This is a genomic window from Amycolatopsis sp. NPDC005961, from assembly GCF_040629235.1.
GTDB classification, from domain to species: domain Bacteria; phylum Actinomycetota; class Actinomycetes; order Mycobacteriales; family Pseudonocardiaceae; genus Amycolatopsis; species Amycolatopsis camponoti.
In genome coordinates this window covers 19,176-43,803 of sequence record NZ_JBEXVF010000074.1, presented here as the reverse complement: position 1 = coordinate 43,803, position 24,628 = coordinate 19,176, and the positions used below count along the sequence as shown (strand labels likewise).

The 24,628-nt window shown below is 73.7% G+C and carries 27 protein-coding genes; 11 read left to right on the top strand and 16 right to left on the bottom strand.

From position 1 onward, the window contains the following. Window positions 1–156 precede the first annotated feature (156 nt). The 4 genes from ABZ342_RS40895 to ABZ342_RS40880 form a co-directional block, all read right to left on the bottom strand. Window positions 157–1,263: an SWF/SNF family helicase gene (locus ABZ342_RS40895; protein WP_360485139.1), complete on the bottom strand. Its 1,107-nt coding sequence runs from the start codon at window positions 1,261–1,263 to the stop codon at window positions 157–159. Beyond that, window positions 1,260–3,734 (bottom strand): DEAD/DEAH box helicase, encoded by a 2,475-nt coding sequence (locus tag ABZ342_RS40890; RefSeq protein ID WP_360485135.1) that lies wholly within the window; start codon window positions 3,732–3,734, stop codon window positions 1,260–1,262. The genes ABZ342_RS40895 and ABZ342_RS40890 overlap by 4 nt, the downstream gene beginning before the upstream one ends. Window positions 3,735–3,805: 71 nt before the next feature. After that, entirely contained in the window at window positions 3,806–4,588 is a 783-nt protein-coding gene (locus ABZ342_RS40885) for an ABC transporter permease (RefSeq protein ID WP_360485132.1), read from the bottom strand. After that, window positions 4,585–5,514: an ATP-binding cassette domain-containing protein gene (locus ABZ342_RS40880; RefSeq protein WP_360485129.1), complete on the bottom strand. Its 930-nt coding sequence runs from the start codon at window positions 5,512–5,514 to the stop codon at window positions 4,585–4,587. The genes ABZ342_RS40885 and ABZ342_RS40880 overlap by 4 nt, the downstream gene beginning before the upstream one ends. Window positions 5,515–5,593: 79 nt before the next feature. Here ABZ342_RS40880 and ABZ342_RS40875 point away from each other — a divergent pair, with 79 nt between their 5' ends. After that, window positions 5,594–6,367: a TetR/AcrR family transcriptional regulator gene (locus tag ABZ342_RS40875; RefSeq protein WP_360485126.1), complete on the top strand. Its 774-nt coding sequence runs from the start codon at window positions 5,594–5,596 to the stop codon at window positions 6,365–6,367. On the opposite strand, the gene ABZ342_RS40870 is transcribed toward ABZ342_RS40875, so the two are convergent. Next, window positions 6,350–7,522: a cytochrome P450 gene (locus ABZ342_RS40870; RefSeq protein ID WP_360485123.1), complete on the bottom strand. Its 1,173-nt coding sequence runs from the start codon at window positions 7,520–7,522 to the stop codon at window positions 6,350–6,352. The genes ABZ342_RS40875 and ABZ342_RS40870 overlap by 18 nt on opposite strands. 86 nt (window positions 7,523–7,608) lie before the next feature. Here ABZ342_RS40870 and ABZ342_RS40865 point away from each other — a divergent pair, with 86 nt between their 5' ends. The 5 genes from ABZ342_RS40865 to ABZ342_RS40845 are packed head-to-tail and all read left to right on the top strand — an operon-like array spanning window position 7,609 to window position 11,552. Next, window positions 7,609–8,679, top strand: a complete 1,071-nt coding sequence (locus ABZ342_RS40865) for a TetR/AcrR family transcriptional regulator (RefSeq protein WP_360485120.1) — start codon at window positions 7,609–7,611, stop codon at window positions 8,677–8,679. A 19-nt stretch (window positions 8,680–8,698) separates the two neighbouring features. After that, window positions 8,699–9,973, top strand: coding sequence for a sigma-70 family RNA polymerase sigma factor (locus ABZ342_RS40860; protein ID WP_360485117.1), 1,275 nt, complete (start codon window positions 8,699–8,701; stop codon window positions 9,971–9,973). Next, window positions 9,970–10,734, top strand: a complete 765-nt coding sequence (locus ABZ342_RS40855; protein WP_360485114.1) for an alpha/beta hydrolase — start codon at window positions 9,970–9,972, stop codon at window positions 10,732–10,734. Before ABZ342_RS40860 ends, ABZ342_RS40855 begins: the two co-directional genes overlap by 4 nt. Continuing rightward, window positions 10,735–11,067: a YciI family protein gene (locus tag ABZ342_RS40850; protein ID WP_155544028.1), complete on the top strand. Its 333-nt coding sequence runs from the start codon at window positions 10,735–10,737 to the stop codon at window positions 11,065–11,067. It abuts the gene before it with no gap. After that, window positions 11,067–11,552 (top strand): GyrI-like domain-containing protein, encoded by a 486-nt coding sequence (locus ABZ342_RS40845; protein WP_360485110.1) that lies wholly within the window; start codon window positions 11,067–11,069, stop codon window positions 11,550–11,552. Before ABZ342_RS40850 ends, ABZ342_RS40845 begins: the two co-directional genes overlap by 1 nt. Before the next feature lies 1 nt (window position 11,553). Here ABZ342_RS40845 and ABZ342_RS40840 read toward each other — a convergent pair whose 3' ends face one another. Both ABZ342_RS40840 and ABZ342_RS40835 read right to left on the bottom strand, forming a co-directional pair. Beyond that, window positions 11,554–12,003, bottom strand: coding sequence for an anthrone oxygenase family protein (locus ABZ342_RS40840; RefSeq protein WP_360485107.1), 450 nt, complete (start codon window positions 12,001–12,003; stop codon window positions 11,554–11,556). 17 nt (window positions 12,004–12,020) lie between these two features. Further along, complete coding sequence (locus ABZ342_RS40835; RefSeq protein ID WP_360485104.1) at window positions 12,021–12,842, bottom strand: NAD(P)H-binding protein; 822 nt, start codon at window positions 12,840–12,842, stop codon at window positions 12,021–12,023. An 81-nt stretch (window positions 12,843–12,923) separates the two neighbouring features. Here ABZ342_RS40835 and ABZ342_RS40830 point away from each other — a divergent pair, with 81 nt between their 5' ends. After that, entirely contained in the window at window positions 12,924–13,850 is a 927-nt protein-coding gene (locus tag ABZ342_RS40830) for an AraC family transcriptional regulator (RefSeq protein ID WP_360485101.1), read from the top strand. Here ABZ342_RS40830 and ABZ342_RS40825 read toward each other — a convergent pair. From ABZ342_RS40825 to ABZ342_RS40810, 4 genes are read right to left on the bottom strand one after another with little or no spacing between them, the layout of a single operon-like run. Beyond that, the gene (locus tag ABZ342_RS40825; RefSeq protein WP_360485098.1) at window positions 13,822–14,220 is read right to left on the bottom strand and encodes a nuclear transport factor 2 family protein; all 399 of its coding nucleotides are present in this window, start codon (window positions 14,218–14,220) and stop codon (window positions 13,822–13,824) included. The two genes, ABZ342_RS40830 and ABZ342_RS40825, sit on opposite strands and share 29 nt — an antisense overlap. After that, entirely contained in the window at window positions 14,217–14,648 is a 432-nt protein-coding gene (locus ABZ342_RS40820) for an SRPBCC family protein (protein ID WP_360485095.1), read from the bottom strand. The genes ABZ342_RS40825 and ABZ342_RS40820 overlap by 4 nt, the downstream gene beginning before the upstream one ends. Then, a complete protein-coding gene (locus ABZ342_RS40815) occupies window positions 14,645–14,989 on the bottom strand; it encodes a metalloregulator ArsR/SmtB family transcription factor (RefSeq protein ID WP_155544021.1) in 345 nt (114 codons plus the stop codon). Before ABZ342_RS40815 ends, ABZ342_RS40820 begins: the two co-directional genes overlap by 4 nt. A gap of 39 nt (window positions 14,990–15,028) precedes the next feature. After that, window positions 15,029–16,099 (bottom strand): hypothetical protein, encoded by a 1,071-nt coding sequence (locus tag ABZ342_RS40810; RefSeq protein ID WP_360485093.1) that lies wholly within the window; start codon window positions 16,097–16,099, stop codon window positions 15,029–15,031. A gap of 200 nt (window positions 16,100–16,299) precedes the next feature. Here ABZ342_RS40810 and ABZ342_RS40805 point away from each other — a divergent pair, with 200 nt between their 5' ends. Next, the gene (locus tag ABZ342_RS40805) at window positions 16,300–19,074 is read left to right on the top strand and encodes a P-loop NTPase fold protein (RefSeq protein ID WP_360485090.1); all 2,775 of its coding nucleotides are present in this window, start codon (window positions 16,300–16,302) and stop codon (window positions 19,072–19,074) included. On the opposite strand, the gene ABZ342_RS40800 is transcribed toward ABZ342_RS40805, so the two are convergent. After that, complete coding sequence (locus ABZ342_RS40800) at window positions 19,057–20,250, bottom strand: RNA polymerase sigma factor (RefSeq protein WP_360485087.1); 1,194 nt, start codon at window positions 20,248–20,250, stop codon at window positions 19,057–19,059. The two genes, ABZ342_RS40805 and ABZ342_RS40800, sit on opposite strands and share 18 nt — an antisense overlap. Beyond that, complete coding sequence (locus ABZ342_RS40795; protein ID WP_360485084.1) at window positions 20,247–20,591, bottom strand: YciI family protein; 345 nt, start codon at window positions 20,589–20,591, stop codon at window positions 20,247–20,249. Before ABZ342_RS40795 ends, ABZ342_RS40800 begins: the two co-directional genes overlap by 4 nt. 98 nt (window positions 20,592–20,689) lie before the next feature. Here ABZ342_RS40795 and ABZ342_RS40790 point away from each other — a divergent pair, with 98 nt between their 5' ends. Next, window positions 20,690–21,733, top strand: coding sequence for a site-specific integrase (locus tag ABZ342_RS40790; RefSeq protein ID WP_360485081.1), 1,044 nt, complete (start codon window positions 20,690–20,692; stop codon window positions 21,731–21,733). A gap of 84 nt (window positions 21,734–21,817) precedes the next feature. On the opposite strand, the gene ABZ342_RS40785 is transcribed toward ABZ342_RS40790, so the two are convergent. Next, a complete protein-coding gene (locus ABZ342_RS40785) occupies window positions 21,818–21,979 on the bottom strand; it encodes a hypothetical protein (protein ID WP_196425386.1) in 162 nt (53 codons plus the stop codon). Window positions 21,980–22,004: 25 nt separating this feature from the next. Between ABZ342_RS40785 and ABZ342_RS40780 the strand changes: the two genes are divergently transcribed. Further along, window positions 22,005–22,514: a CGNR zinc finger domain-containing protein gene (locus ABZ342_RS40780; RefSeq protein ID WP_360485078.1), complete on the top strand. Its 510-nt coding sequence runs from the start codon at window positions 22,005–22,007 to the stop codon at window positions 22,512–22,514. Here ABZ342_RS40780 and ABZ342_RS40775 read toward each other — a convergent pair. Beyond that, window positions 22,504–23,157 carry a class I SAM-dependent methyltransferase gene (locus ABZ342_RS40775; RefSeq protein ID WP_360485075.1) on the bottom strand — a complete coding sequence of 218 codons (654 nt, stop codon included), beginning with the start codon at window positions 23,155–23,157 and terminating at the stop codon, window positions 22,504–22,506. The genes ABZ342_RS40780 and ABZ342_RS40775 overlap by 11 nt on opposite strands. 90 nt (window positions 23,158–23,247) lie before the next feature. Between ABZ342_RS40775 and ABZ342_RS40770 the strand changes: the two genes are divergently transcribed. Then, window positions 23,248–24,024 (top strand): SGNH/GDSL hydrolase family protein, encoded by a 777-nt coding sequence (locus tag ABZ342_RS40770; RefSeq protein ID WP_360485072.1) that lies wholly within the window; start codon window positions 23,248–23,250, stop codon window positions 24,022–24,024. Here the strand turns inward: ABZ342_RS40770 and ABZ342_RS40765 are convergent. Then, entirely contained in the window at window positions 24,004–24,612 is a 609-nt protein-coding gene (locus tag ABZ342_RS40765; protein WP_360485069.1) for a TetR/AcrR family transcriptional regulator, read from the bottom strand. The two genes, ABZ342_RS40770 and ABZ342_RS40765, sit on opposite strands and share 21 nt — an antisense overlap. Window positions 24,613–24,628 lie beyond the last annotated feature (16 nt).

Here is a 24,628-nt window from a genome sequence, read left to right as displayed (position 1 = left end):
GAGGCAGCCTCGCGCGCCCGCACCCCCAGTGGCCCGGCGGTCACCCCGCCGTCGCGGACAGGAGACAAGGAGGATCACCCTGGATACGGCGTGATCCCACGAAAATCCCTGGCCGGATGCGGGGTCACCGCGTGAAGAAGCCCCCGAGCGGAGGTCTCAGCCGAGCAGCAGTCCCGGATCGAGTTCGGGCGGGCCCGCGGGCCACCACTCGCCGCCTTCGCGCCGGTACGGGTGCCACCGGCCCCGGCGGTCCAGCCGCACCTGCACCTCCCCGGCCGTGCACCGGTTGCGGTCGAACACCGGCTCGTCGTCGGTGACGTCGGCGAGCGCGGTCCGCGCGGCGGCCAGTGCCGCCTTCGGCGGTGTCCACGGCGCGTCCAGCACCTCGAGGCCCGCGTGCCCGCCGTGCGTCCACGCCGCGACGGCCCGTTCGAACTCGGGTCCCTCGCCCAGCCGCGAAGCCACCGCGGGAAACGCGGAAGCCAGCCGGATCGTGTCCTGCCGCCGTCCCGGCCACGGCTCGCCCGCCAGCAGCGCCCGGGCCTGAGCCGACGCGTTCGCGGCCAGCAGCGCGAACGTCTCCGCGGGCATGCCGGGCGCGGACGGGATCGACGGTGCGCCCGACGGCCGGAACCCGGCCAGGTCCGGCAGCTCGCCGGGCGTCCGGTCCTCGACGACCAGGTCCTCGCGCGGCGCCGTGCGGCTCTCCAGCTCGTCGCGGATCTCCCGTTCGCCCTTGCCACGCATCAGCAGCAGCACGAACGGGTCGGCGTCCAGCAGCCACGACGCCTGGAACGACAACGCCGCCGCGTGTCGGCACGGCAGCTCCCAGCCCGCGCAGTCGCACTCCGGGTCCAGGTCGCCGATCCCCGGCAGCAGGTGGACGCCGGCGTCGTCGGCCGCGGCCACCAGGTCGGGCGGCATGTCCCGGTCCAGCAGGGCCGCCAGGTGTCCCGCGCGTGACGCGACCCGGTCGAGGAACCGCGTCCAGTCCACTTCGGACAGTTCGGCCAGTCGCAGCTCGGTGCGGAACGGGCCGCCATCTACGTCGTCCACCGTCGCCGCGATCCGGCCCGGGCTCACCGTGATCGGCCCGACCAGCCCGGCCGCGGCGTACCGGCGGCCGGCCTTGAGCTGACGCAGGTCCAGCGCGGTGTCCTCCATCGCGCTCAGCCACGCCCGGCCCCACCACGACTTCGCGAAGCGTCCCCGCGCCCCGGCGGCTCCGAACGCGGGGAAACCGCGCACCAGGTCCTCGCTCATCCGCGGCTCCTCAGCTCGACGAGCTCCGCGAGCTCGGTGTCGGTCAGTTCCGTCAACGCCGCCTCGCCGCCGGCCAGCACCGCGTCGGCCAGCGCCCGCTTCTCCCGCAGCATCGCCGCGATCCGGTCCTCGACCGTGCCCTCGGCGACGAGCCGGTGCACCTGCACCGGCCGGGTCTGCCCGATCCGGTACGCCCGGTCGGTCGCCTGGTCCTCCACCGCCGGGTTCCACCAGCGGTCGAAGTGCACGACGTGGTCGGCGCGCGTGAGGTTCAGCCCGGTGCCCGCCGCCTTGAGCGACAGCAGGAACACCGGCACCTCGCCGGCCTGGAACCGCTCGACGAGCTCTTCGCGCCGCGCGACCGGGGTGCCGCCGTGCAGCAGCAGCGTGCCGATCCCGCGGGCGGCCAGGTGCTGCTCCAGCAGCCGGGCCATGGCGACGTACTGGGTGAACACCAGCACCGCGCCGTCTTCGGCGAGGATGGTGTCGAGCAGTTCGTCGAGCAGTTCCAGCTTGCCGGAGCGGCCGCCGGGTGCCTTGAGGTACTGCGCCGGATGGTTGCAGATCTGCTTGAGCGCGGTCAGCAGCTTGACGATCCGCCCGCGCCGCGCCATCCCGTCGCTCGCGGCGATGCCGGCCATCATCTCCCGCACGACCGCCTCGTACAGCGCCGCCTGTTCCGGGCTCAGCGCCACCGGCTGGTCGGTCTCGGTCTTGGCCGGCAGCTCCGGCGCGATCCCCGGGTCGGACTTGCGGCGCCGCAACAGGAACGGCCGCAGCAACCGCGAAAGCCGTTCGGCCGCGGCGGCGTCCCCGGCCTCGATCGGCTTCGCCCAGCGCGTCCGGAACTCGCCGAGCGAACCCAGCAGGCCCGGCGCCGACCAGTCGAGGATCGCCCACAGCTCCGAGAGCGTGTTCTCCACCGGCGTGCCGGTCAGCGCGACCCGCGCGGCCGCGGGCACCAGCCGCAGCGCCTTCGCCGTGCCCGACCGGTGGTTCTTGACGTGCTGGGCCTCGTCGGCGACCAGCAGACCCCACCGGATCCCGGCCAGGGGCGCGGGATCGGTGCGCAGCGTGCCGTAGGTGGTGAGCACGAATCCGTCGAGGTCCTCGAGCGAGCGTGCGCCACCGTGGAAACGCCGCACCGGCACGCCCGGGGCGAACCGGCGGATCTCGCGTTCCCAGTTGCCCAGCAGCGACGCCGGGCAGACGACGAGAGTCGCCCCCGAAGCGCGGTGCAGGTGCAGCGCGATCAGCGTGACCGTCTTGCCGAGGCCCATGTCGTCGGCGAGACAGCCGCCGAGGCCCAGGCCGGTCACCGTGGCCAGCCACTGCAGGCCGCGCAGCTGGTAGTCCCGCAGCGTCGCGGCCAGCCCGGCCGGCGGCGCCTGCGGTTCCGGCGGCGCGGACAGCCGTTCCTTCAGCTGTGCGAGCCAGCCCTCGGTGACGACCTCGACCGGCTCGCCGTCGACCTCGGTGGTCCCGGTCAGCACCGCGCCCAGCGCGTCGACCGGGGTCAGCGGCTTGAGTGTCCGCTCGCGTGCCTTCGCCGCCAGTGCCGGGTCGACCAGCACCCAGCGGTCGCGCAGCCGCACCACCGGGCGGCGGGCCTCGGCGAGCGCGTCCAGCTCCGCCTCGGTCAGCACCTCGCCGCCCAGGGCGAGCTGCCAGTCGAACTCCAGCGCCCGGCCGCCGCCGAAGAACGACGGCAGGTCACCCGGCGCGTCCCCGGCGGTCACCACGGCCCGCGCGGTCAGCGACCCCGCCAGCTCCGCCGGCCAGTGCACGTCGATGCCCACCGCCGCCAGCCGCGGGGCCGCGGACGCGACCAGCTCGGTCACGTCGTCTTCGCCCAGGACCAGGTCGTCCGGCACGGCCGAGGTGAGCAACGGGCTCAGCGCCGGCCACACCTGCGCGCCGCGCCGCAGCGCCAGCACGACGTCGATGCGCGCCCGCGGCCCGAACCGCCCGGTCTCCCACAGCTGCGTCGCGTCGGCGACCTGACCCGGGTCGGCGAGGCTGTGCACCTGGACGACGGCGTGGAAACGGCCGGTGTCGAAGCCGCCGGGCGCTTCGATCCGCAGGGACACCCGGATGCCCGAGTCGAGGCCGGCGGCCAGTTCGCCGGCCCAGTCCCGCACGGACTCCGCGCGCTGCGGCGCGACGGCGGCGAACAACCGCGTCCCGGTTGCCTTCGCCGCGGCGGGCGTGCGGGGCAGTGTGTCGGCGACGGCGTCGAGGAACGCCCGCAGCAGCGGGCCCGGCGCCCGCTCGTCGACCGGCATCGCGGCCGCGAGATCCCGCAGCCACGCGGCTTCCGCCGGCTCGAGGGGTCCGACGCGCCAGGCGTCGTGGCCGGCCTCGGTGACGCCTGGCAGCAGCCGTCCCGCCGCGACCAGGCGCAGCGCGGCCTGCGCCGCGGTCGCCCAGAACCCGTCGGTGCCGCCCAGCAGCTCCGGCAATCCATCCACAATGGACAGCGCCCGGCCGTCAATGACCAGGCGTCCCGCTCGTGGCGGTTCGCCCGGCCGAAAGTCGATCTTCAGTTCCCCAGCCTCCCGTATCGGCGCACGGACAGCGGCACGAACACCGCGAGCAGCACCAGCGGCCACCCCACCGCCATCAGCACGGAGTGCGTGCTCACCCAGGACGTCCCGGCCGCGCCCGGGTTGCCGAACAGCACCCGCGTCGCCGTCACCGTGGAGGACAACGGGTTCCACTCCGCCACGGTTCCCAGCCACGCCGGCATCGTCGTGGTCGCCACGAACGCGCTGGAGAGGAACCCGAACGGGAATTCGAGGGTCTGCGCGAGCGTCACCATCGCCGGGTCGGTCGTCAGCAGGCCCAGGTAGATCCCGGCCCACACCAGCGCCGTGCGCAGCAGGAGCAGCAACGCGAACGCCACCACGGTCTCGGCCAGGCTGCCGTGGGGCCGCCAGCCGACGGCGAACCCGCAGCCGATCAGCACCGCCAGGGCCAGGACCGCGTTCACCAGGTCCGCCACCACCCGGCCGGTCAGCACCGCCGACGGCGCCATCGGCAGCGACCGGAACCGGTCGGTGACGCCCTTCGCGGCGTCGTCCAGCACCGCGATCATCGTCCCCGACAGCCCGAACGCCATCGTCATCGCGAACATCCCCGGCATCAGGAACTCGCGGTAGGACCCGCCGCCGGGCACGGTCATCCCGCCGCCGAGCAGGTAGGCGAAGATCAGCACCATCAGGATCGGGAACGCCACCACGGTGGCCAGCCGGGCCGGCCGCCGCGCCAGGTGGGCGAGGTACCGCTGCGTGAGCGTCCACCCGTCTTCGACCGCCCACCTCATCGCGACACCTTCCCCGTCAGCTCCAGGAACACCTCGTCGAGCGTCGGATGCCGCAGCGCGACGTCGGCGAACGCCAGCTCGGTCGCGGCCAGCTCGCGGACGACGTCGGTCAGCATCGACGGCTCGGCCGGTGCGCTCACCCGCAGCTCCTCGGTGACCGGCTCGGCGCCGGTGACCCGGGCCAGCAGCGCCGCCGCCGCGCCGGCGGCGTCCGGGTCGGTCAGCACCAGCTCGATCCGGGTCGCCCCGAGCGAGCCCTTCAGCTCGGCCGGCGTGCCCTCGGCGATCACGCGCCCGTGTTCCACCAGCGAGATGCGGTCGGCCAGCCGGTCGGCCTCCTCCAGGTACTGCGTCGTGAGCAGCACGGTCGTGCCGTCGGCGACCAGGGACCGCACCGCCCGCCAGACCTCGACGCGGCTGCGCGGGTCCAGCCCGGTCGTCGGCTCGTCGAGGAACAGCACCCGCGGGGCGGCCAGCAGTGACGCGGCCAGGTCCAGCCGCCGCCGCATGCCGCCGGAGTAGGCCGAGACCGGCTTCGCCCCGGTGCCGGCGAGGCCGAACCGCTCCAGGAGGTCGTCGGCGCGGCGGGTGGCCTCGCGCCGGCCCAGGTGGTGCAACCGGCCGAACAGCACCAGGTTCTGGCGTCCGGACAGCAGCTCGTCGACGGCGGCCTGCTGCCCGACCACCCCGATCGAGGACCGCACTTTCGCTGATTCGGTGGCGACGTCGAAGCCGGCGACCCTCGCGGTGCCGCCGTCGTGACGCAGGAGCGTGGACAGCACGCGGACGGCCGTGGTCTTGCCCGCGCCATTGGGTCCGAGCAGGCCGTGCAGCGAGCCGGCCGGGACCGAGAGAGCGAAGTCGTCGAGGGCGTACGCGTCGCCGTAGCGCTTGCGAAGTCCCTCGGCGTGGATCTGCGGAGTCATCCTCCCCCTTTACTCTGTACAGTGTACGAAGTAGAGCGTAGCACAACTCTGTACGGCGTACGAAAATCAGGTGGGCAGAATGACCGGCGTGAGCACAGAGGAGAACGGCGGCGACCCACGACGGGCGATCGAGCTGCTCTGGGGCGTCCCGGGGACCCCGCGGCGCGGCCCGAAACCGAAGCTGACCACGGCCGACGTCGTCCGCTCGGCGGTCGCGCTGGCCGACGCCGACACCATCGACGCCGTCACCATCCGCCGCGTCGCCGAGCAGCTCGGCGTCTCCCCCATGTCGCTCTACACCTACGTGCCGGGCCGGGCCGAGCTGCTGGACCTGATGATCGACCACGTCCACGGCGAGCTGCCGGTCCCCGACCCGGACCTCGGCTGGCGCGCGGCGCTGACGGCGATCGCCGACGACCTGTGGGCGCTCTTCCACCGCCACCCCTGGCTGCTGCAGGTCACCACCAGCCGGTCGACGCTGGGCCCGCACAGCTTCGCCAAGTACGAACACGAGCTGCGCGCGGTCGACGGCATCGGGCTCGACGACGTCGAGATGGACGCCGCCGTCAGCCTGGTCACCGGCCTGGTCCGCACCACCGCGCGCAGCTCCCTCGACGCCGCCCGGCTGGTCCGCACCAGCGGCCTGACCGACGCCCAGTGGTGGGAGCGCGCCGCGCCGGTGCTGGCCGGCATCCCGGCCGCCGACGCGGCGCACTACCCTCTGGCCTCCCGCGTCGGCCAGGCCGCGGGCGAAGCCCACAACGCCGCCGAAGACCCGGCCTACACCTTCCGCTTCGGCCTCGCCCGCATCCTGGACGGCATCGAGGCGCTGGTGTCAGAGCGTCAGCGGTAGCTTCGCGGGGCGCCAGGTCCCGCCGTCGGGCGCTCGCGGCACGTCGTCGACGACCAGCGCGAGATCCGGGAAGCGGGAAAACAGCGCCGAAAGCGCCACCTCCGTCTCCACCCGGGCGATCGACGCGCCCAGGCAGAAGTGCGGGCCGTGGGAGAACCCCAGCTGCGCCGGCCCATCGCGGGTGACGTCGAGCCGGTCCGGATCGGCGAACGCGCGCGGGTCGCGGTCGGCGGCCACCATCGCGGCCGTCACGCGCTCGCCCGCACGGATCAGCTGCCCGTCGATCTCGACGTCTTCCCGCGCGAACCGCGGCGTGGTCAGCAGCTGCGGGCTGCAGAAGCGCATCAGCTCCTCGACCGCGCCCGGCCACAACGCCGGGTCCGCGCGCAAGGCCGCGAGCTGGTCCGGGTGCCGCAGCAGGGCTTCGACGGCGTTCGCGACCAGGTTCACCGGCGTCTGACCGGCCAGCACGAGGTGCCAGACCAGCGTCACCAGCTCGGTGTCGGTGAGCCGGTCGTCGTCCTCGGCGCGCACGAGGTCGCCGATGAGGTCGTCGCCCGGTTCGGCCCGGCTGCGCGCGACCGCGTCCCGCGCGCCCGCGATGATCTCCGGGATCGCGGCGGCGAAGTCCGCGCCCATGCCACTGGCGACCGCGGCGCCGTACCCCCGCCAGCGCGGCCGGTCGGCGTCCGGGATGCCGGCCAGCTCGCAGATGACGTCCATCGGCAGCGGCCGCGCGAAGTGCGGGATCAGGTCGACGACGCCGTCTTCGGCGCGGGCGGGCAGCTCGTCGAGCAGCCGTTCGGTGAGGACCGTCAGCCGCGGGCGCAGCTGGGCGGCGCGCTTCGGGGTGAACGCCGGCGCGACGAGCCGGCGCAGCCGCAGGTGCTCGGGCCCGTCCTGCTCGGCCATCGTCCGCATGTACTCCAGGCAGTGCTCGGGGATGCCGGGCGGGCGCATGAAGCTCTCCGCCCGGACCTCGAAGCGCGGGTCGGCCAGCATCGCGCGCGCCTGGGTGTAGCGGGTCAGCGCCCAGAACGGGCCGAAGCCGGGGATGACGAGCTTGGCCAGCGCACTCGTCTCCCGCGCCTGGTCGTAGGCGGTGAACGGGTCAGTCAGGACCTTGAAGTCGGTCAGGTCGATCTCGGGGGTCATCCGCCACTCCACATGTTCAGATCAGATGTTATAATCATCTCAGTGGTCACGGTATCTTGACTCCCGACGCCGCGGTAAGGAGGACGATGGTCAGGCTCAGCAGGACCGAGACCCAGGAACGCAACCGCGCGAAGGTCCTCTCCGCCGCCCGCGACGAGTTCGCCGGACGCGGCTTCCGCGAGGCGAAGATCGACGTCATCGCCGAACGCGCCGAGCTCACCCGCGGCGCGGTCTACTCCAACTTCCCCGGCAAACGGGCCCTGTACTTCGCGGTACTGGCCGACCTCGCCGAACGCGCGCCCCGCTACGCCACCCCGCCGCCGGATCCGAGTGCGGCCGACGTCCTGGCCGCGTTCGCCCGCGCCTGGGTCGCCCACCTCCCCCTGGCCACCGACGCCGACAGCGGCGACGCCCGCCTCGGCCGCGACCTGCTACCCGAGATCCTCGCCGACGAGCACACGCGCCGGCCGTTCGCACAGCTCATGCGCGTCGACGCCATCCTGCTCGGGCTCGCCCTGGAACGGACGCGCCCGGGAAAGCGCCTGGTCCGCGTCGCCGAAGCCGCCCTCACGACGCTGCACGGCGCGAGCCAGCTCGCCGCCGCCGCGCCCGGCTTCGGCGAGCCCTTCCACATCGTCGCCGCCTGCACCGCCCTGCTCGACCTGGACCTCGACGACGACTGGCCGGCGGTCCCGCCGATCACGAGCCAGCCCCGGCCCGCCGACGAGCCGTGGACCCCGCCGACGGTCACCGACCTGCTCACCGGCGAACCGTTCCGGCCCGGCGACGGCGTCGTCACCATCCTCGGCCTGCACCGCGCCGCCGCCTTCGAAGAAGCCGTCCGCACCGGCGCCGATGTCACCGCCGTGCTCGTCACCAGCGACCCCGGCGAACTCGCCCCGCTGGCCCGGCTCGCCGTCGCCGACCTGCGCGGCTGCCTCGACCAGGCGATCGCCCCGCCGGCCCGGCCCCTGCTGCGGCTGGTCTGCGACACCACCGGCGAGCTCGCCGCGGCCGCCGGCGTCACCGCGGTCAGCGATGCCACCGAGACGGCCGTCCGCGTCGAAGGCGGCCGGATCGTCGCCCGCGCCGAGGGATTCGGCGCCTGTCACGCGGCGGCTGTCGGTCCCGGACCCGGCCGTTCGTCGGGTGGGTGACCCGGCGGAAGGAGCAGCGGTGGACGTCGAGAGCGCGGTCGCGGAGGCGTTCCGCGAGGAGTGGGGCCAGGTCGTCGCCACCCTCATCCGGATCACCGGCGACTGGGACCTCGCCGAGGAGTGCGCCCAGGAAGCGTTCGCCCTCGCCCTGCGCACCTGGCCCCGCGACGGTGTCCCGAAGCGGCCCGGCGCCTGGCTGACCACCGCCGCCCGCAACCGCGCCACCGACCGGCTCCGCCGCGAGACCGCCGGCGCCGCCAAGCTCCGGGAGGCCGCCCAGATGCACGTCCGCGAAGAACCCGACAGCGACGACAGCGGCGTCACCGACGACCGGCTGCGGCTCATCTTCACCTGCTGCCACCCGGCACTGGCCACCGAAGCCCAGGTCGCGCTCGCGCTGCGCACCCTGGCGGGGCTGTCCACCGCCGAGATCGCCCGCGCCTTCCTCGTCCCGGAAGCGACGATGTCCCAGCGGCTGGTGCGGGTGAAGCGCAAGATCCGCCACGCCGGCATCCCGTACCGCGTCCCGCCCGCGCACCTGCTGCCCGAACGCACCGCCGCCGTCCTCGGCGTGCTGTACCTGACGTTCAACGAGGGCTACTCCGCCAGCGCCGGGCCCGACCTGCTGCGCCCCGACCTCGCCGCCGAAGCCGTCCGGCTCGCCCGCGTCCTGGCGCAGCTCATGCCCGACGAGCCCGAGGTCCTCGGCCTGCTCGCGTTGCTGCTCCTGCAGCACGCCCGCCGCGCCACCCGGGCCGGTGCCGACGGCGAGCTCGTCCCGCTCGAGGAACAGGACCGCACCCGGTGGGACGCGGGCGAAATCGCCGAAGGCACCCGGATCCTGGAGACCGCGCTGCGCCGGCGACGACCGGGGCCGTACCAGATCCAGGCCGCCATCGCCGCCTGCCACGCCACGGCCGCCCGGCCCGCCGACACCGACTGGGCGCAGATCGCCGGCCTCTACGGCGAACTGCGCAAGCACGTCCCCAGCGCCGTCGTCGAGCTCAACCGGGCCGTCGCCGTGGGCATGGCCGACGGCCCCCTCGCCGGGCTCGCGCTGCTCGACGACCTGACCATGGACGGCTACCACCTGCTGCCCGCCACCCGCGCCGACTTCCTCCGCCGCCTCGGCCGCCACGCCGAAGCCGCCGAGTGGTATGCGACCGCCCGCGATCTCGCGCCCACCGACGCCGAACGCGCCTACCTCACGCGAAGAATCTCCGAAGCGGTGTCGGTCCCGGCCGATCCCGTTCGTCGGTCGGGCGAACCCCGACCACCGGAGGAAAGCCCATGACCACCCTCGCCGTCCCCGGCGCCACCCTCACCTACGACGTCACCGGCCGCGGCCCGGTGCTGCTGCTGGTCCCCGGCGGCCCCGCCGACGCCGCCGTGTTCACCCACATCCGGCCGGTGCTGGCCGAGGACCACACCGTCGTCACGTTCGACCCGCGCGGCCTCGGGCGCAGCCCCCTCGACGGGGAGCCGGGGGACGACATCATCCGCGAGCACGCCGACGACGTGCACCGCCTGCTCGCCGAAGTCGGCCCCGCGGACGTGTTCGCCAGCAGCGGTGGCGCCGTCACCATGCTCGACCACGTCGTGCGCCACCCCGGTGAAGTCCGCACGGTCGTGCTGCACGAACCGCCGGTCAGCCGTTACCTGCCCGCCGCGGCCCTCGACGGCCCCGACATCCCGGCGCTGTTCCGCGAGAACGGCCTCGACGCCGCCTTCCCCGCGTTCATGGCCCTCGTGGGCGTCGACCCCGCGCCACCACTCGACCCGCGCGGCGAAGGCAACTTCACCTACTTCTTCCGGCACCTGATGGCCGCCACCGGCGCCTACGAACCCGATCTCGGCGCCCTCCGGGCGACGTCCGTGCGACTGGTCGTCGCCGTCGGTGAGAAGTCCGGCGGGACGACGGCCCACGAAACCGGCCTCGGGCTCGCCGCCGACCTCGGCCTCACGGCCGCGGAGTTCCCCGGTGACCACGGCGGGTTCGCCACCGAGCCGGAAGCTTTCGCCGCGCGCCTGCGCGAAGTACTGGAAGGACGCTGAATGCGGTACCTGCTGATGATCGCCGGCGACGAAACCGCCGAGTCCCACCAGTACGACGGGTGCGACGGCTGGGGCGAGGACCTGGCCCGCCGCGGCAAGATCCACGGCGGAGGCGGCCTGCGCCCGCCGTCGGAAGCCACGACCATCCGCGTCCGCGACGGGGAAGTGCTGCTCACCGACGGCCCGTTCACCGAGGCCAAGGAACAGATCGGCGGCTACGTCGTCCTCGAAGCCGACGACCTCGACGAAGCCCTCGAGATCGCGGCCAAGCACCCCGCCGCGACCTACGGCAGTATCGAGGTCCGCCCGATCTTCGTCCCGGAGGAACCCTGATGCCGTCCATAGTGGACCGACCGGCCCAGCGCTACGTCGCCGAGCGCGCCACCCTCGGGATCGAGGAGTTCCCGCGCATCGCCGACCGGCTGCCGCCGCTCATCGGCACCCTCGCCGGCCACGGGATCGTCCCGGCCGGAGCACCGTTCTTCCGCTACCGCGTGCTGCACCCCGGCCCGCGGTTCACCGTCGAGGCCGGCGTCCCGGTCGACGGCGAGTTCGCCCCCGCCGCACCGGCCTTCCTCGGCGAGGTCCCGGCCGGGAAGTACGTCCTCGACACCTACGTCGGCGCCCCCGACGGCCTGGCCGCCGCCACCGCGGAGGTCCTGGCCTGGGGCGCCGCCGAGGGCGTCACCTGGGACGTGACCGAGAGCGCGGACGGCGAAGAGTGGGGTGGCCGCCTGGAAGTCCTGCGCACCAACCCCCTGGAGGTGCCCGACCCGAGCCAGTGGGTCACCGACCTGCTCTTCCGCCTCGCGGACTGACTCAGTTCCTGGTGAGCACGGCGGCCACCAGGCAGCCGAACCCCGCCGTGCTCACCACCGCGCGCAGCACGTTCCAGCGCACCCACGCCGCCTCGAAGTGCGCGCGCACCGCCGCGAAGTCGTCCCCGCCGGACTCCAGCGCGTTGTTGAGCGGGATGTTCAGCGCCCCGGTGATCACCAGCACCGCCACCAGGCACGCGAACCCGGCGATCACCCACGGCCGCGGCCCGGGGTTCAGGAAGATCGCCACCCCCGCCAAGAGCGGGGCGCCCAGGAACGTCAGCATGAAGACCGGGTTGACGATCGCGACGTTGATCCCGCGCATCGCCTCGACGAACGTCTTGTCGTCGCCGCGCGCCAGACCCGGCATCACCGAGCACGCGTAGGCGTAGAACAACCCGGCGAGCAATCCGGCCGCGACGAGCGCGGCCACCAGCACCACAGTGGACATCGGTCTCTCCTTCCCCTTCACCGGGCCCAGACCCCGGTCGCCGCCGCGTCCCGCGCGAAGTCCCGGAAATCCGTCGCCGGCCGCCCCAGCACCCGTTCGACGTCGTGCGTCACCGACTCGTTGCGGCCGTCGAGCACCCGCGCGAACAGCTCGGTCAGCGCCCCGGCCTCTTCTTCCGGCACGCCGTACTCGACGGCCGCGGCGGCGTACTCCTGCGCGGAAACCGGAACATAGCGGACATCCCGCCCCGACGCGGCCGAGATATCGGCGGCCGCGTCGGCGAAGCTCAGCAGCCGCGGCCCGGTCAGCTCGTACAGCCGTCCCGTGTGGCCCGGCTCGGTCAGCACCTTCACCGCGACGTCGGCGATGTCGCGGACGTCGACGAACGGCTCGGTGACCGTGCCCGCCGGCAGCGCGATCTCCCCGCCGCGCACGGCGTCGAGCAGGAAGTGCTCGCTGAAGTTCTGCGCGAACCAGCTGCACCGCAGGACCGTCCAGCCGGTCCCGGCGTCGGCGACGATCCGTTCGCACGCCTCGGCTTCCTCCTCGCCACGGCCGGAAAGCAGCACCAGGTGCCCGACGCCCCGCGCCACGGCCAGTTCGGCGAACGCGCGGATGTCAGCGGCCGCCTCGGGCACCACCAGATCGGGGTAGTAGGTCAGGTAGACGGCGTCGACGCCCTTCAGCGCCGGTGCCCAGGTCTCACGGTCGGTCCAGTCGAACGGCGGCGCCCCGCGCCGCGACGTGATCCGCACCGGCAGGCCGCGCTCCCGAAGCCGGTCCGCCACGCGGCGCCCGGTCTTGCCGGTGCCGCCCACCACCAGGAAGTTCGTTGTCATGGCCCTGAGTCAACCGGCTGCCGGTGAGACTCTCCATAGTTCAAAGCCTCGATGGCATGTTCCAGCGTCTACACTTCGGGCATGGACCCGCTCGCCGCGCTCCTCGACGGCCCCCGCGCCCACGGCGCGTTCCTGCTGCGCTCGGTGCTGACGCCGCCGTGGTCGCTGCGCATCGAGGACGAAGCGCCGTTGACCGTCGTGTCGGTCGTGCGCGGCGAAGCGTGGATCGTCCCGGACGACGGCGAGAGCGTCCTGCTGGGCGAAGGCGACGTCGCGATCGCCCGCGGTCCCGACCCGTACCTGGTCGCCGACCACCCCGCGACGCCGCCGCAGGCGCTGATCCTGCCCGGCCAGGAGTGCCGCACCCCCGACGGCGGGCACCTCACCGCGTACGCCGACCTCGGCGTCCGCACCTGGGGCACCGGCGGCCCGGTCGTGCTGCTCACCGGCACCTACGGCATGGAAGGCGAGATCAGCAAGAAGCTCCTGGCCGCGCTGCCGACGCTGATCGTGCTGCGGGCGGCCGATTGGCCGACCCCGCTGGTCGGGCTGCTCGCCGGGGAGATCGGCCGGGACGTGCCCGGGCAGGAGGCCGTCCTCGACCGGCTGCTCGACCTGCTGCTGATCGCCGCGCTGCGCGCGTGGTTCGACCGGCCCGACACCGACGCGCCCGCCTGGTACCGCGCCCACGACGACCCGGTCGTCGGACAGGCGTTGCGGCTGCTGCAGCACCAGCCGGGCGAGCCGTGGACGGTCGCCAAGCTCGCCGCCAACACCGGCGTCTCCCGGGCCGCGCTGGCCCGGCGCTTCGCCACGACGGTCGGCGAGACGCCGATGGCCTACCTCGCCGGCTGGCGGCTCGCGCTCGCCGCGGACCTGCTGCGCCAGCAACCGGACGCCACCATCGGCGCGGTCGCCCACCAGGTCGGCTACGGCAGCGCGTTCGCCCTCAGCGCGGCCTTCAAACGCGAGTTCGGCGTCAGTCCCCAGCGGTACCGGACGGCGTGAACGGCACGGAACTGTGCTCGTGGACGATCTTCCAGCCGTCCTCGCCCCGGCGGAACCCGACGGTGGCGCGCACCCACATGTCCACGACCGTGTCGTCGGTCATCGTGCCGCGGACCTGGAACAGGTAGTGCGCGAACGCGACGTCGCCGTCGGCGACCACCTCGAGGTCCTCGATCCGCAGGTCGATCGTGGTGCGGTAAGCGCCGAACCACTCCCGCAGCCGGGCGCGTTCGACGTCCTGGCCGGTGTCGCGCAACGGCCCGAGCGCGTCGAACAGCGTGACGTCCTCGGCGTACTGGGCCACCAGCGTCTCGACGTCCTTCGCCGCGACGGCCGCGACCCGGGATTCGACGAGCAGCTCCGGGGTCATTTCAGCTCCTCGCCGAGCCGGTCCAGCCAGTCGCCGGTGCCCTGCTCACGCCACTCCGGTTTCTCGGCGTCGTCGAGGAGGGTGTCCTGCTCGGTCAGGACCAGGCGGGTGCCGTCGCCGTCGGCGATCAGCTCCACCGTCGTGATCGAGACCGTGGCGAGCGAGTCCCCGCCGCTCAGCGTCGTGGAGTAGACGATCCGCTGGTCCGGCACGATGTCGTGGTAGCGCGAGAGCACCGACAACGGCGTGCCGTCCGGCCCCGCGGCCTCGACCGTCTCCCGGCCGCCGACGCGGAAGTCCAGTTCGTGGGTCCCGCTGGGGACGAACCACCGGGTCTTGGCGGCCGGCTCCGACCACGCGGCGAACACCCGCGCCGGCGGGACGGGGTAGGTGCGTTCGAGCGTGAACGTGGCGTGCTTGACGGTCATGTCGTGCTCCCTTCCGAGGGATCGGGCGGCTCGGCGAGGAAGTCGCCGAGCCGGTCGAGCCTGCTCTCCCACGTGGTGCGCTGCCGGCCCAGCCAGTGCTCGCCGGCGCGCAGCATCTCCGGTTCGATCCGGCAGGTGCGGACGCGGCCGGCCTTCTCCGACCGCACGATCCCGGCGGCCTCGAGGACCTGCAGGTGCTGCACGACGGCGGCGAGCGACATGGTCAGCGGCTCGGCGAGCTCGCTGACCGACGCCGGCCCGCGCACGAGCCGCTCCACCAGCGCCCGCCGCGTCCGATCGCCCAGGGCGCGGAACACCAGGTCCAGCTCATGGTCAAGCATGTACTTAAGTATGCGCGGCCGACGCCAATAGTCAAGTAGTTACTTGAGCATTGCCGCGACGTCTTCGGGCAGTTGCGCGTCCGGGATCTCCCGGAGGACGGCGAGTGCCCTGGTCAGCGCACGTTCGGCGTTGTCGGCGCGGCCGGCGCTGCTGCGGAGTTCGGCGTTCAGGTTCGTCGTGGCCTCGTGCATGGACCGGACGGTCTGCTCGTGCGCCGCCTGCACCTCGGCGAGCCGCCGGTCGAAGGCCGCGCGCCGGTCCTCGGCGTCCTTGTGGGCCTGGTCCAGGGAGGCTTGGTGGGCAGTAGCTGCCTTGGTCAGCTCCGCGTGCGCGGCGTCGAGCCGCGCGACAGCGGCGTCGGCCCGGGATTCGGCCGCGTCGAGCCGCCGGACCGCGGCCTCGGCCCGGGCCTCCGCGTCCCGGCCGCGGTCGCGTTCCGCACCGAGGGTTTCCCGGGTGGCGGCGAGTTCGGCGGTCAGGGTGGCGATCACCGCGGCGCGCTCGCCGGCCAGGGTCGCGGTGGCGTCGGCCCGCTCGGCGACCCGGCCGAGCTCGTCCCGCACTGCCGCCAAATGCCCTTCGACGCGCTGCTGCTCCTGCTGCGCGGCCCGCCGGGCGACGCGTTCCTCGTCCCGCTCCTGGACGGCGGCGGCCTTCTCCTGCACGGCGTCGGCCGCGGTCCTCGAGGCCGCGTCGGCGACATCCCTCGCTTGGGCGGCTTCGGCTTCGGCGAGCCCCCGCTGCCGGCGGTGGTCGTCGGCCTCGGCCAAGGCGGCGTCCCGTTCGGCGAGCGCGGTGGCCGTGGTGGCTTCCAGCTGATGGCGCAGGGTCGTGAGCGTCTCGACGAGCCCCCGCGCCGGTTCGAGCACCCGGTCGACCTGCCCGGCGAGGGCGGTGACGGCGGTGTCGTCCAGTTCGGTGTCGCTCTCCCGCAGCGACTCGGCGTCCGACAGGACAGCCTCGGCGTCTCGGCAGGTGAGGTTCCGCCGCCCCCAGGTCTTCCCGTCCTGGCAGAAGCGAGCCCGGCTCCCCCGCCCCACCGCCGGCGGCAGCGGCGCCCCACAGCGCCGGTACTCGCAAACCCGAGGCTGACCTGCATCTTCCGTCATGATCGAGAGCTTATCAAAGCTTCTGATCAGAACTAGAACTAACTGTTCAAAATCTAAAGATAGTGATCTGGTGCTCTGGGTTTGGATAAGGTCACATATCCAAACCCAGATGAGCCCGACGATCCGAATCGCTCCGCGAAAACTGGGCAGGGCCCGATCTGGTAGTAACGGAGACCCCCTTCCCGACGAGTCAGGAACCGATGAGCGCTCAGGAGTTCGGTGACGTGGTTCCGCTCCAGACCGTCGACGGCGTCTCCTACGCCGTCGCGCTGACGCAACAACCGTGGGAGCTGCCGGTCGACGCGCTGGCGATCTCGGTCGGTGCCACCTTCGGCGGCGTCGGAGACGCGATGCAGGAGGAGTTCCCCCACGTCGCCTGGGGATCGGTCCCGCTCAAGTCCGTCACGCCGGAGTCGCCGGCGCTGCTGGACCTGAGCGCGCACACCGCCGGCCGGATGGTGCGGGTGCGGCTGGCCGTCCTGGCGACACCCCACGCCGCCGGGATGCGCGGCGAGCCGACACCGGACGCGATCACGACCGCGACCACCGCCGTGATCACCACCGTGGCCGGCGCCGGAGCGACCGCCGTCGCCTTGCCGCTGTTCGCCACCGGGCGCCTCGGACTCGAGCCCCGGGTCGCCGCCCGCGCGCTGATCCGCGGCGCGCTGGCCGCGAAGTCGACCGTCCGCGAGGTCGTCTTCTTCTCCGACTACGGCATGAACATCGACGCGATCAAGGAACAGTGGGCGGCCGACGTCCCCGGCGCGGCGGCGTTCGAGCCCAAGCGGACCGCCGACCCGCCGTCCGGCCCCCGGGTGCCCGTGTTCTCCGACGACCAGCTCGCCGGCGGGGTCGCCCGGGACCTGGTCGACCCGAACGAAAGCATCCCGCTGGCCCACGACCACCTGGGCGTGAAACCGTACGTCTCGATGCTGGCCACGGTCATCGCCGCGAAGGACACGCCGCTGCCGTTGTCGATCGGCGTCTTCGGCGAGTGGGGCTCGGGCAAGAGCTTCTTCATGGGCATGCTGCGCGGCCAGGTCAAGGCCCTGGAAGGCACCCCCGGCCACTGCGCCAAGATCGCGCAGGTCGGCTTCAACGCCTGGCACTACGCCGACGCGAACCTCTGGGCCAGCCTCGGGGACGAGATCTTCCGCCAGCTCTCCGAACCCGCCCGGCGCCCCGGTGAGCCGGACGCCGAGCACCAGGCCCGGCTCCGCGAAGGCGCGCGGCTGCGCGAACAGCTCGCGGCCGAGCTGGAGCAGCGCAAGCAGCTGACGGCGGTGACCGAACGCGCCCAGGCCGAGGCCGCCGCGCTCAAGCGCCGGATCGGCGACGCCGAACGGGACCGCAGGGTGCGAGCCGGCAACCTCTTGCGCGCGTTGCGGAAGTCGCGGGCGTTCCACGAGCAGTACGACGGGCTGTGGCGCAAGCTCGGCGTGGATGACCTGGCCGACCAGGGCAAGCTGCTGGCCGCCGAAATGCGCGGGACGCACGGCGAAACCGCGGCACTGGGCCGGATCGCGCGCTACCGCCACGGGAAGACCGCGCTGATCGCCGCGGCTGTCGTGCTACTGGCCGGCGTGGCCCTCGCGGCCGTCGTCCCGGACGTGCGGGCCTGGCTGACCGGCGTCGGCGTCGTGTTCGCCGGCCTCGCCGCCACCGGGCTGAAGCTGGTGAGCGCGGCCCGAACGGGCCTGCGCCGGCTGCGCGTGCTCGCGGAAGACCTGCACGACGGCCTGGACGCCGGTGCCCAGCAGGAGCTGCTCGCGTTGCGCAAGGCCGACGTCGACCAGCAGATCGCCGAACGGCAGCTGGCGGAGGTGGTCACCCGGATCGGGGAGCTGGGCCGTCAGCTCACCGAGCTGACCCCGGGGCGGCGGCTGTACGCCTTCCTCGCCGAGCGGTCCCGCGGCGAGGACTACCGGGGCAACCTCGGCCTGATCTCCACGATCCGCAAGGACTTCGAGAAGCTCGTCGCGCTGATGACCGCTCCGGCCACCGACGGCGAGGACGGCGCCCGTCCGCTGGACCGGATCGTGCTCTACATCGACGACCTCGACCGGTGCAGCCCCCAGCAGGTCGTGGACGTGCTGCAGGCGGTGCACCTGCTGCTCGCGTTCGACCTGTTCGTGGTGGTCGTCGGCGTGGACCCGCGGTGGCTGCTGCGGTCGCTCAGCACCCACTACGACCGGCTGATCGAAGGGGACGCCGTCGTGCGGGCGGACGGCTGGCACGTGACCCCCGAGGACTACCTCGAGAAGATCCTCAACATCCCGCTGGTCCTGCCGCGGATGCCGGCGGGCAGCCTGCAGCAGCTGCTGTGGTCGATGATCGACACCCCGCCCGCCGACACCGGCGAGCGGCGTCCGGCCGCCCCGGAGCACGACGAGGCGACCGGCGTCGTGGCCCCGGCGGGCGGCCCGGCGCCGGTCATCCCGGTCGAGCCCGGCTCACAGGTGGCCGCGCAGCTGGACCCGGGGCGGCCACCCGAGATCCCGCGGCCGCTGACCGATCCGGAGATCACCCTGCTCTCCCGCTTGGATCCGCTGGTCGACACGCCCCGGGACGCGAAGCGCCTCATCAACCTCTACCGCATGCTCCGGGCCACGCGGGACCTCTCCGACGCCTCGACGTTCCTCGCCGGCGAGTACGAGGCGGTGGTCGTGCTGCTCGGGACGTGCACCGCCCACGGTCGCCTGCTCGGCCGGTTCGCCGACGCGCTGCTGAAGACGGCGCCCGAGACGTCGTGGAGCGACTTCGTCGGGCGCCTGCGGCCGGTGGAGCGGGAGGACCACTGGAAAAGCGAGGCGGTGGGCCGGATCTCCGCCGACGAGGCAGCGCAGTGGGAACACCTCCACCGCAGCCTGGCCGAGCTGGCGCCGGCCGTCACGCTGCCCGACGTCAGCGTCTTCCAGACGTGGGTCCCGCGGGTCCGCCGGTTCTCCTACGTGCTGTCACCCGGCGCCCGCTGAGGCTCGTTTCCGTTCCAGCAGCGCCCTTTCGGCCGCGTTGTGCGTCAGCTCGATCGCCGCCGAGTACGCCGTCACCGCTTCGCCGCTCCGGCCGACCCGGTCCAGCAGGTCCGCGCGGATCGCGTGGAACAGCGGGAACCGCCCGAGATCCAGCTCCTCGACGAGGGCCAGCGCCGTGCCGGGACCGTCGACCTCGGCGACCGCCACCGCCCGGTTCAGCGCCACCACCGGCGTCGGCGCGAGGGCCAGCAGCTGGTCGTAGAGCGCCTTGACCTGGGACCAGTCCGTGGGCGCGTCGCTGTGGACGGCTTGGATCGCCGCCTGGATCTGGTACGGGCCCGGCTGGTTGCGGCGCAGGCAGCGGCGGACGATCTCCTGGCCCTCGGCCACCAGCTCCGCGTCCCACCGGGCTGGGTCCTGGTCGGTCAGCAGCACCACGGCGCCATCGGCGCCGGTGCGGGTCGCGCGGCGGGAGTCGATGAGCAGCATCAGCGCCAGGAGACCCCAGACCTCCGGCTCGTCGGGCATCAGCCCGGCCAGGACGCGGGCGAGGCGGATCGCCTCGCGGCACAGGTCGTCGCGGACCAGGTCCTCCCCCGCGCTCGCCGTGTAGCCCTCGTTGAAGATCAGGTACAGGACGGCCAGCACCGCGGACAGCCGCGCGGGGAGGTCGGCGTCCTGCGGGACGCGGTACGGGATGCCCGCGTCGCGGATCTTGTTCTTCGCTCGGACGATCCGCTGGGCCATCGTGGGCTCGGCGACCAGGAACGCGCCGGCGATCTCCGCGGTGGTCAGGCCGCCGAGCAGCCGCAGCGTCAGCGCGACCTGCGTGGGGCGGGCCAGCGCGGGGTGGCAGCAGGTGAAGATCAGCCGGAGCCGTTCGTCGGGCACGGCGCCCTCCTCGAGAGGCTCAGCCTCGGCGTGCAGCAACGCCGCCTGGGCGTGCTTGTCCTGCCGGGCGGCTTCCCGGCGGAGACGGTCGATGGCGCGGTTGCGGGCGGTCGTGATGATCCAGCCCGCCGGGCTCGGCGGCACCCCGTCGGCCGGCCACCGCCGGACCGCCTCGGCGAACGCGTCCTGCACGGCTTCCTCGGCGACCTCGATGCTGCCGAAGACGCGCACCAGCACCGAGACCGCACGGCCGTACTCCGCGGCGAAGACGTCCTCGACGCTCATCCGGCGAACGGCCGCACCTCGACCGGCAGCGGCGCGACGGCGTCGGCGAGCCGGCTGCCCCAGGCGAGCGCGGCGTCGAGGTCGGGCGCGGTGATGATCGTGAACCCGCCGAGGTGTTCCCGGCCTTCGGCGAAGGGACCGTCGGTGATGAGCGTGTCGCCGTCGGCGGCCCGCAGCACGGTGGCGGTGGACGGCGGGTGCAGGCCGCCGGCGAACACCCAGGCCCCGGCCGTCTTGAGGTCGGCGTTGAGGGCGTCGAGCTTCTTCATCACGTCGTCGAGCACCTCCGGCGGCGGGATCGGCCCGTCGGGCTGGTAGATGCTGAGCAGGTACTGCTTCACGTCGGCCCCTTTCGCTGTCTCGCCCCTCATACGAACGGCACACGCCCGGATCGACACGCCTGACCGGTGAAAGTACCGGTGTCCCGTAACCTCGGCGCGTGCCCGAGCTCGAACCGGTGACCGACGCCGCCCTCGCCGCCGCGAGCCCGCAGGACCGGCTCGCGCTGCTCGACGAAGCCGCCGCCCGGCACGTCGACGAGCAACGGCCGCCCAACACGCTCAAGGCCTACGCCCAGGACTGGCAGGTGTGGCAGGACTACACCGCCGAAGCCGGGATCCCGCCGCTGGCGGCGTCGATCGGCGCGCTGACAGGGTTCGTCGTGTGGCTCGAACGCGGCCGCACGCTACGTCCGGACGAACGCGCCGTGCCGGAGGTGCCGGAGCGGGCCGCGCCGGCGGCCCCGTCGACGATCGAACGGCGGCTCACCGGCGCGCTCGCCGGGCTGCGGCACCACAAGGTCGTCGTCGACCCCGAAGCGAGCCGCGCCGCGTGGCGCGCGTTGAAGGGCTATCGGCAGCGGCTGGCCCGGGAAGGGATCCAGCGCGGCCGCGGCAAGGCCACCATGGTCACGCTCACGGACCTGCGGGCGATGTCCCGGGCCTGCCCGGACACCCTCGCCGGCGCCCGCGACCGCGCGATGCTCCTGATCGGTTTTCCCATCGCCGCCCGGTGTTCCGACCTGGCGAACCTGCTGGTCACCGACGTCGAACCGGTCGACGACCGGGGCCTGGCGGTGACCGTGCGGCACGGCAAGAGCTCCGGCGACATGGTCGTCCCGCGGCGCGAGAGCCCCGACACCGACCCGGTGCGGGCGTGGCACGCGTGGCGCTCCGGCGCCGGGATCACCGAGGGGCCCGCGTTCCGCCGCGTCGACCGGCACGGCAACGTCGGCGAGCCCGCGCTGAGCACGACCGGCGTCAACCAGATCCTTACCCGGGCCGGCGTGCGGGCGGGCCTGCCGTACCCGGTGACCGGCCATTCGCTGCGGTCCGGGTTCGCCACCGAGGCCCGCCGCGCCGGCGCCGACGACCTCGCGATCGCCGACCAGGGGCGCTGGGTGCGCGGCAGCCGCGCGCTGTACGAGTACATCCGCCGGGTCGACCAGTGGAACGACAACGCGGCGGGCGTGCTCGACCTCTGAGTCAGGCGCCGGGGCAGCGCCAGCGACCGTCGCCACCGAGGCGAGCCAGCCCCGACAACGCGGCGGGCGTGCTCGTCTCGACCGTCAAGGCGCCCGGGTCGCGCCGACGACTTCGCCGTCGAGGCGGGCGAGCCAGCTGCCGCAGACGCAGCGCACGTAGTCGAGCCGGTGGGTGGCGGGCCGGGCCGCGGTCGCCGGCAGTTCGGCGAGCGGCCAGCCGCAGCGGGGGCAACGGTTTCCGTCCATGCCTCGATCGTGGTGTAATGACTTTGTGCACTTCAACCCTTACGGCGGCGCGGCCGCGCTCGTGGCGGCCGACCTGGTGAACGCCGGGTCCGCGAGTGAGCTGCTGGGCGGGATGGTCCGCAACGGCATGTCCATCGCCGGGCTGACCGACGACGAAGCCGCGCGGATCGCCGCGTGGGCCCACCTCCTGCGGCCGGTGTTCGCCGCCGACCCGGCGGAACGTCCGGGCCTGGTCAACGACCTGCTGGCCGAGGCCGCGTGCCGGCCGTACATCACCACCCACGACGGCAAGCCGCCCCACCTGCACTACTCCGCCGAAGACGCCGGCCCGGTCGGCCGCGTCCGCGCCTACACCGCGGGCGGCCTCGCCCACCTCGTGTGCGAGGCCCCGGACCGCCTCGGCATCTGCGGACGCGAAGGCTGCGAAACGGCGTACGTCGACACCTCCCGCAACGGCCGCCGCCGCTTCTGCTCGACGCGCTGCGCGACCCGCGTCCACGTCGCCGATCACCGGGCCCGGCAGCTCACCGCTTGACGGCCCGCCAGCCCAGGACGGTCGGCGTGGGTGCGCCGCCTTCGGCGAACCGCTCGAACACCAGCCCCGCGCCGAGGACGGCGTGGAGCAGGTCGGGCAGCGGCCGGTGAGTGGCACCGACCTTGTCCCGCACACCGCGGTCGGTCCAGGACGCCGTCGTCCAGCCGGGCTCCCGGTACCCGGGCCGGAGGACGACGGCCCGCTCGTCGGACCGGTCGGCGAACGCGCCGCAGAAGCACGGGTGCACTCCGATGTGGACGAACACCCCGCCGGGGGCCAGCACGCGTGCCACCTCGCGCAGCACCGCCGGGTAGGCGGGCATGTCGGTGTGCACCATGAGAGACGCGACCGCGGGCAGCGATCCGGTGGCGACCGGAAGTGCTTCGCCGTCGCCGCGCAGCACGGGCAGCCGTCCGGACGCGTGGCGCAGCATGCCGGCGGAGATGTCGACGCCGAGCGGCGTCCGGCCGAGCTCCCGGATCCGGCCGGCGTGGGTGCCGGTGCCGCAGCCCAGTTCGAGGCACGGCCCGGAGCCGGGGCCGAGGAGGTCGCGCAGCACGGGGCCGATCTCCAGGGGATCGTCGCGTTGACCGGGCAGGAACGTCGTCTCGTACCAGTCGGCGATCGCGTCGTAGGACGTCATCTTTCCCGTGTACCGGCAGCCGGCGGCGGTGCGCCAGGGATTCCGCCCCGGGCGGAAGGCACGCGACGGGGGGCCGCTTAGACTGCAGACATGAGCAAGCGCTTAGTGGTCATGGGGGACTCGTTCACCGAAGGCGTCGGGGACGACGACCCGGCCGCCCCGAACGGCGTGCGGGGCTGGGCCGACCGAGTCGCCGAGCAGCTCGCCGCGCGCGAGCCCGGCTTCCGCTACGCCAACCTCGCCATCCGCGGCAAGCTGCTGCCGCAGGTGCTGGGCGAGCAGCTCGAGCCGGGGCTCGCGATGGAGCCCGACCTCGTCTCCCTCTACGCCGGCGGCAACGACCTCATGCGGCCCAAGGTCGACATCGACGCGATGCTCGTCGGCTACGAGGCCGCGGTCGCCCGGGTCCGCGCGACCGGCGCCCGCCTGATCCTCTTCACCGGGGTCGACGGCGTCGAGGATCCGCTGTTCCGCGCCATCCGCGGCCGGGTGGCGATCTACAACGAGCTCGTCCGCGGCATCGCCGCCCGCCACGACGCGCTGCTGGTGGACCTGTGGTCGATGCGGCAGCTGTGCGACCGCCGGTTCTGGGCGCCGGACCGCCTGCACCTCAACGCGCTCGGGCACACCGAGGTCGCCATCGAGGTCCTGCGGGTTCTTGGCGTCGAGCACCCGCTGATCAACCCGGAGCTGGCGCCGCGCGCGGTGCTGAGCCCGGCCGCTCGCCGGAGCGAGAACCTGCAGTGGGCGCGGGAGCACGCACTGCCGTGGGTGCGGCGGCGGGTGAAGGGCGAGTCGTCCGGCGACACCATGGCCGCGAAGCGCCCGACGCTGGAGCCGCTCGTCTCAGCGCCGCTCCCCCGCTGACGGCCGGAGGCCGTCGAAGAGGATCGTCACGGCCCGGTCGCGCAGTCGCGCGTCCGGGCCGGCGTATTCGGCCGCCTTCGCCACGCCGATGATGATCGTGATCAGCTCACCCGGCACGAGGTCCGCGCGGACCGCGCCCGCGGCCTGGGCACGGGACAGCAGCACCCCGAGCGCGCCGAGCAGCCGCTCGCCGATGCCGGACTTCGCGTGCGGGACGCTCACCCCGGCCGCGGTGAGCGCTTCGAAGTAGGCGTTCTTCGCGCTGGACATCTCGATCCAGCTGGCGAGGAAGGCGAAGAACGCGTCGCCCGGATCGGCCGAGTCGGCCGCGACGACCGCTTCGGCCTCGTCGACGAACCGCTGCAGCCGCGCGATGAGCACCGCCTCGAGGAGCGCTTCCTTCGTCGGGAAGTGCCGGAACACGGTGCCGATGCCGACGCCGGCGACGCGGGCGACCTCTTCGGTGGGCGCCCCGGTGCCCTTGGCGGCGAAGACGCTCTCGGCCGCGTCCAGCACGCGTGCCCGGTTGCGCCGGGCGTCGGCGCGCAGGGGTTTCGTCTCGGTGGGATCAGCGGCGGCGGGGGTCACCTCCCGATGGTACTGC

Bases quoted from the DNA above. Each gene is read 5' to 3' on its own strand.
- ABZ342_RS40800 (WP_360485087.1), bottom strand. From the start codon at position 20,250: ATGAGCGTCGAGGACGTCTTCGCCGCGGAGTACGGCCGTGCGGTCTCG.
- ABZ342_RS40810 (WP_360485093.1), bottom strand. From the start codon at position 16,099: ATGACGGAAGATGCAGGTCAGCCTCGGGTTTGCGAGTACCGGCGCTGT.
- ABZ342_RS40870 (WP_360485123.1), bottom strand. From the start codon at position 7,522: ATGACCCCCGAGATCGACCTGACCGACTTCAAGGTCCTGACTGACCCG.
- ABZ342_RS40865 (WP_360485120.1), top strand. From the start codon at position 7,609: ATGGTCAGGCTCAGCAGGACCGAGACCCAGGAACGCAACCGCGCGAAG.
- ABZ342_RS40855 (WP_360485114.1), top strand. From the start codon at position 9,970: ATGACCACCCTCGCCGTCCCCGGCGCCACCCTCACCTACGACGTCACC.
- ABZ342_RS40820 (WP_360485095.1), bottom strand. From the start codon at position 14,648: ATGACCGTCAAGCACGCCACGTTCACGCTCGAACGCACCTACCCCGTC.
- ABZ342_RS40770 (WP_360485072.1), top strand. From the start codon at position 23,248: ATGAGCAAGCGCTTAGTGGTCATGGGGGACTCGTTCACCGAAGGCGTC.
- ABZ342_RS40830 (WP_360485101.1), top strand. From the start codon at position 12,924: ATGGACCCGCTCGCCGCGCTCCTCGACGGCCCCCGCGCCCACGGCGCG.
- ABZ342_RS40875 (WP_360485126.1), top strand. From the start codon at position 5,594: ATGACCGGCGTGAGCACAGAGGAGAACGGCGGCGACCCACGACGGGCG.
- ABZ342_RS40825 (WP_360485098.1), bottom strand. From the start codon at position 14,220: ATGACCCCGGAGCTGCTCGTCGAATCCCGGGTCGCGGCCGTCGCGGCG.
- ABZ342_RS40850 (WP_155544028.1), top strand. From the start codon at position 10,735: ATGCGGTACCTGCTGATGATCGCCGGCGACGAAACCGCCGAGTCCCAC.
- ABZ342_RS40775 (WP_360485075.1), bottom strand. From the start codon at position 23,157: ATGACGTCCTACGACGCGATCGCCGACTGGTACGAGACGACGTTCCTG.
- ABZ342_RS40835 (WP_360485104.1), bottom strand. From the start codon at position 12,842: ATGACAACGAACTTCCTGGTGGTGGGCGGCACCGGCAAGACCGGGCGC.
- ABZ342_RS40815 (WP_155544021.1), bottom strand. From the start codon at position 14,989: ATGCTTGACCATGAGCTGGACCTGGTGTTCCGCGCCCTGGGCGATCGG.
- ABZ342_RS40880 (WP_360485129.1), bottom strand. From the start codon at position 5,514: ATGACTCCGCAGATCCACGCCGAGGGACTTCGCAAGCGCTACGGCGAC.
- ABZ342_RS40895 (WP_360485139.1), bottom strand. From the start codon at position 1,263: ATGAGCGAGGACCTGGTGCGCGGTTTCCCCGCGTTCGGAGCCGCCGGG.
- ABZ342_RS40805 (WP_360485090.1), top strand. From the start codon at position 16,300: ATGAGCGCTCAGGAGTTCGGTGACGTGGTTCCGCTCCAGACCGTCGAC.
- ABZ342_RS40840 (WP_360485107.1), bottom strand. From the start codon at position 12,003: ATGTCCACTGTGGTGCTGGTGGCCGCGCTCGTCGCGGCCGGATTGCTC.
- ABZ342_RS40885 (WP_360485132.1), bottom strand. From the start codon at position 4,588: ATGAGGTGGGCGGTCGAAGACGGGTGGACGCTCACGCAGCGGTACCTC.
- ABZ342_RS40785 (WP_196425386.1), bottom strand. From the start codon at position 21,979: ATGGACGGAAACCGTTGCCCCCGCTGCGGCTGGCCGCTCGCCGAACTG.
- ABZ342_RS40845 (WP_360485110.1), top strand. From the start codon at position 11,067: ATGCCGTCCATAGTGGACCGACCGGCCCAGCGCTACGTCGCCGAGCGC.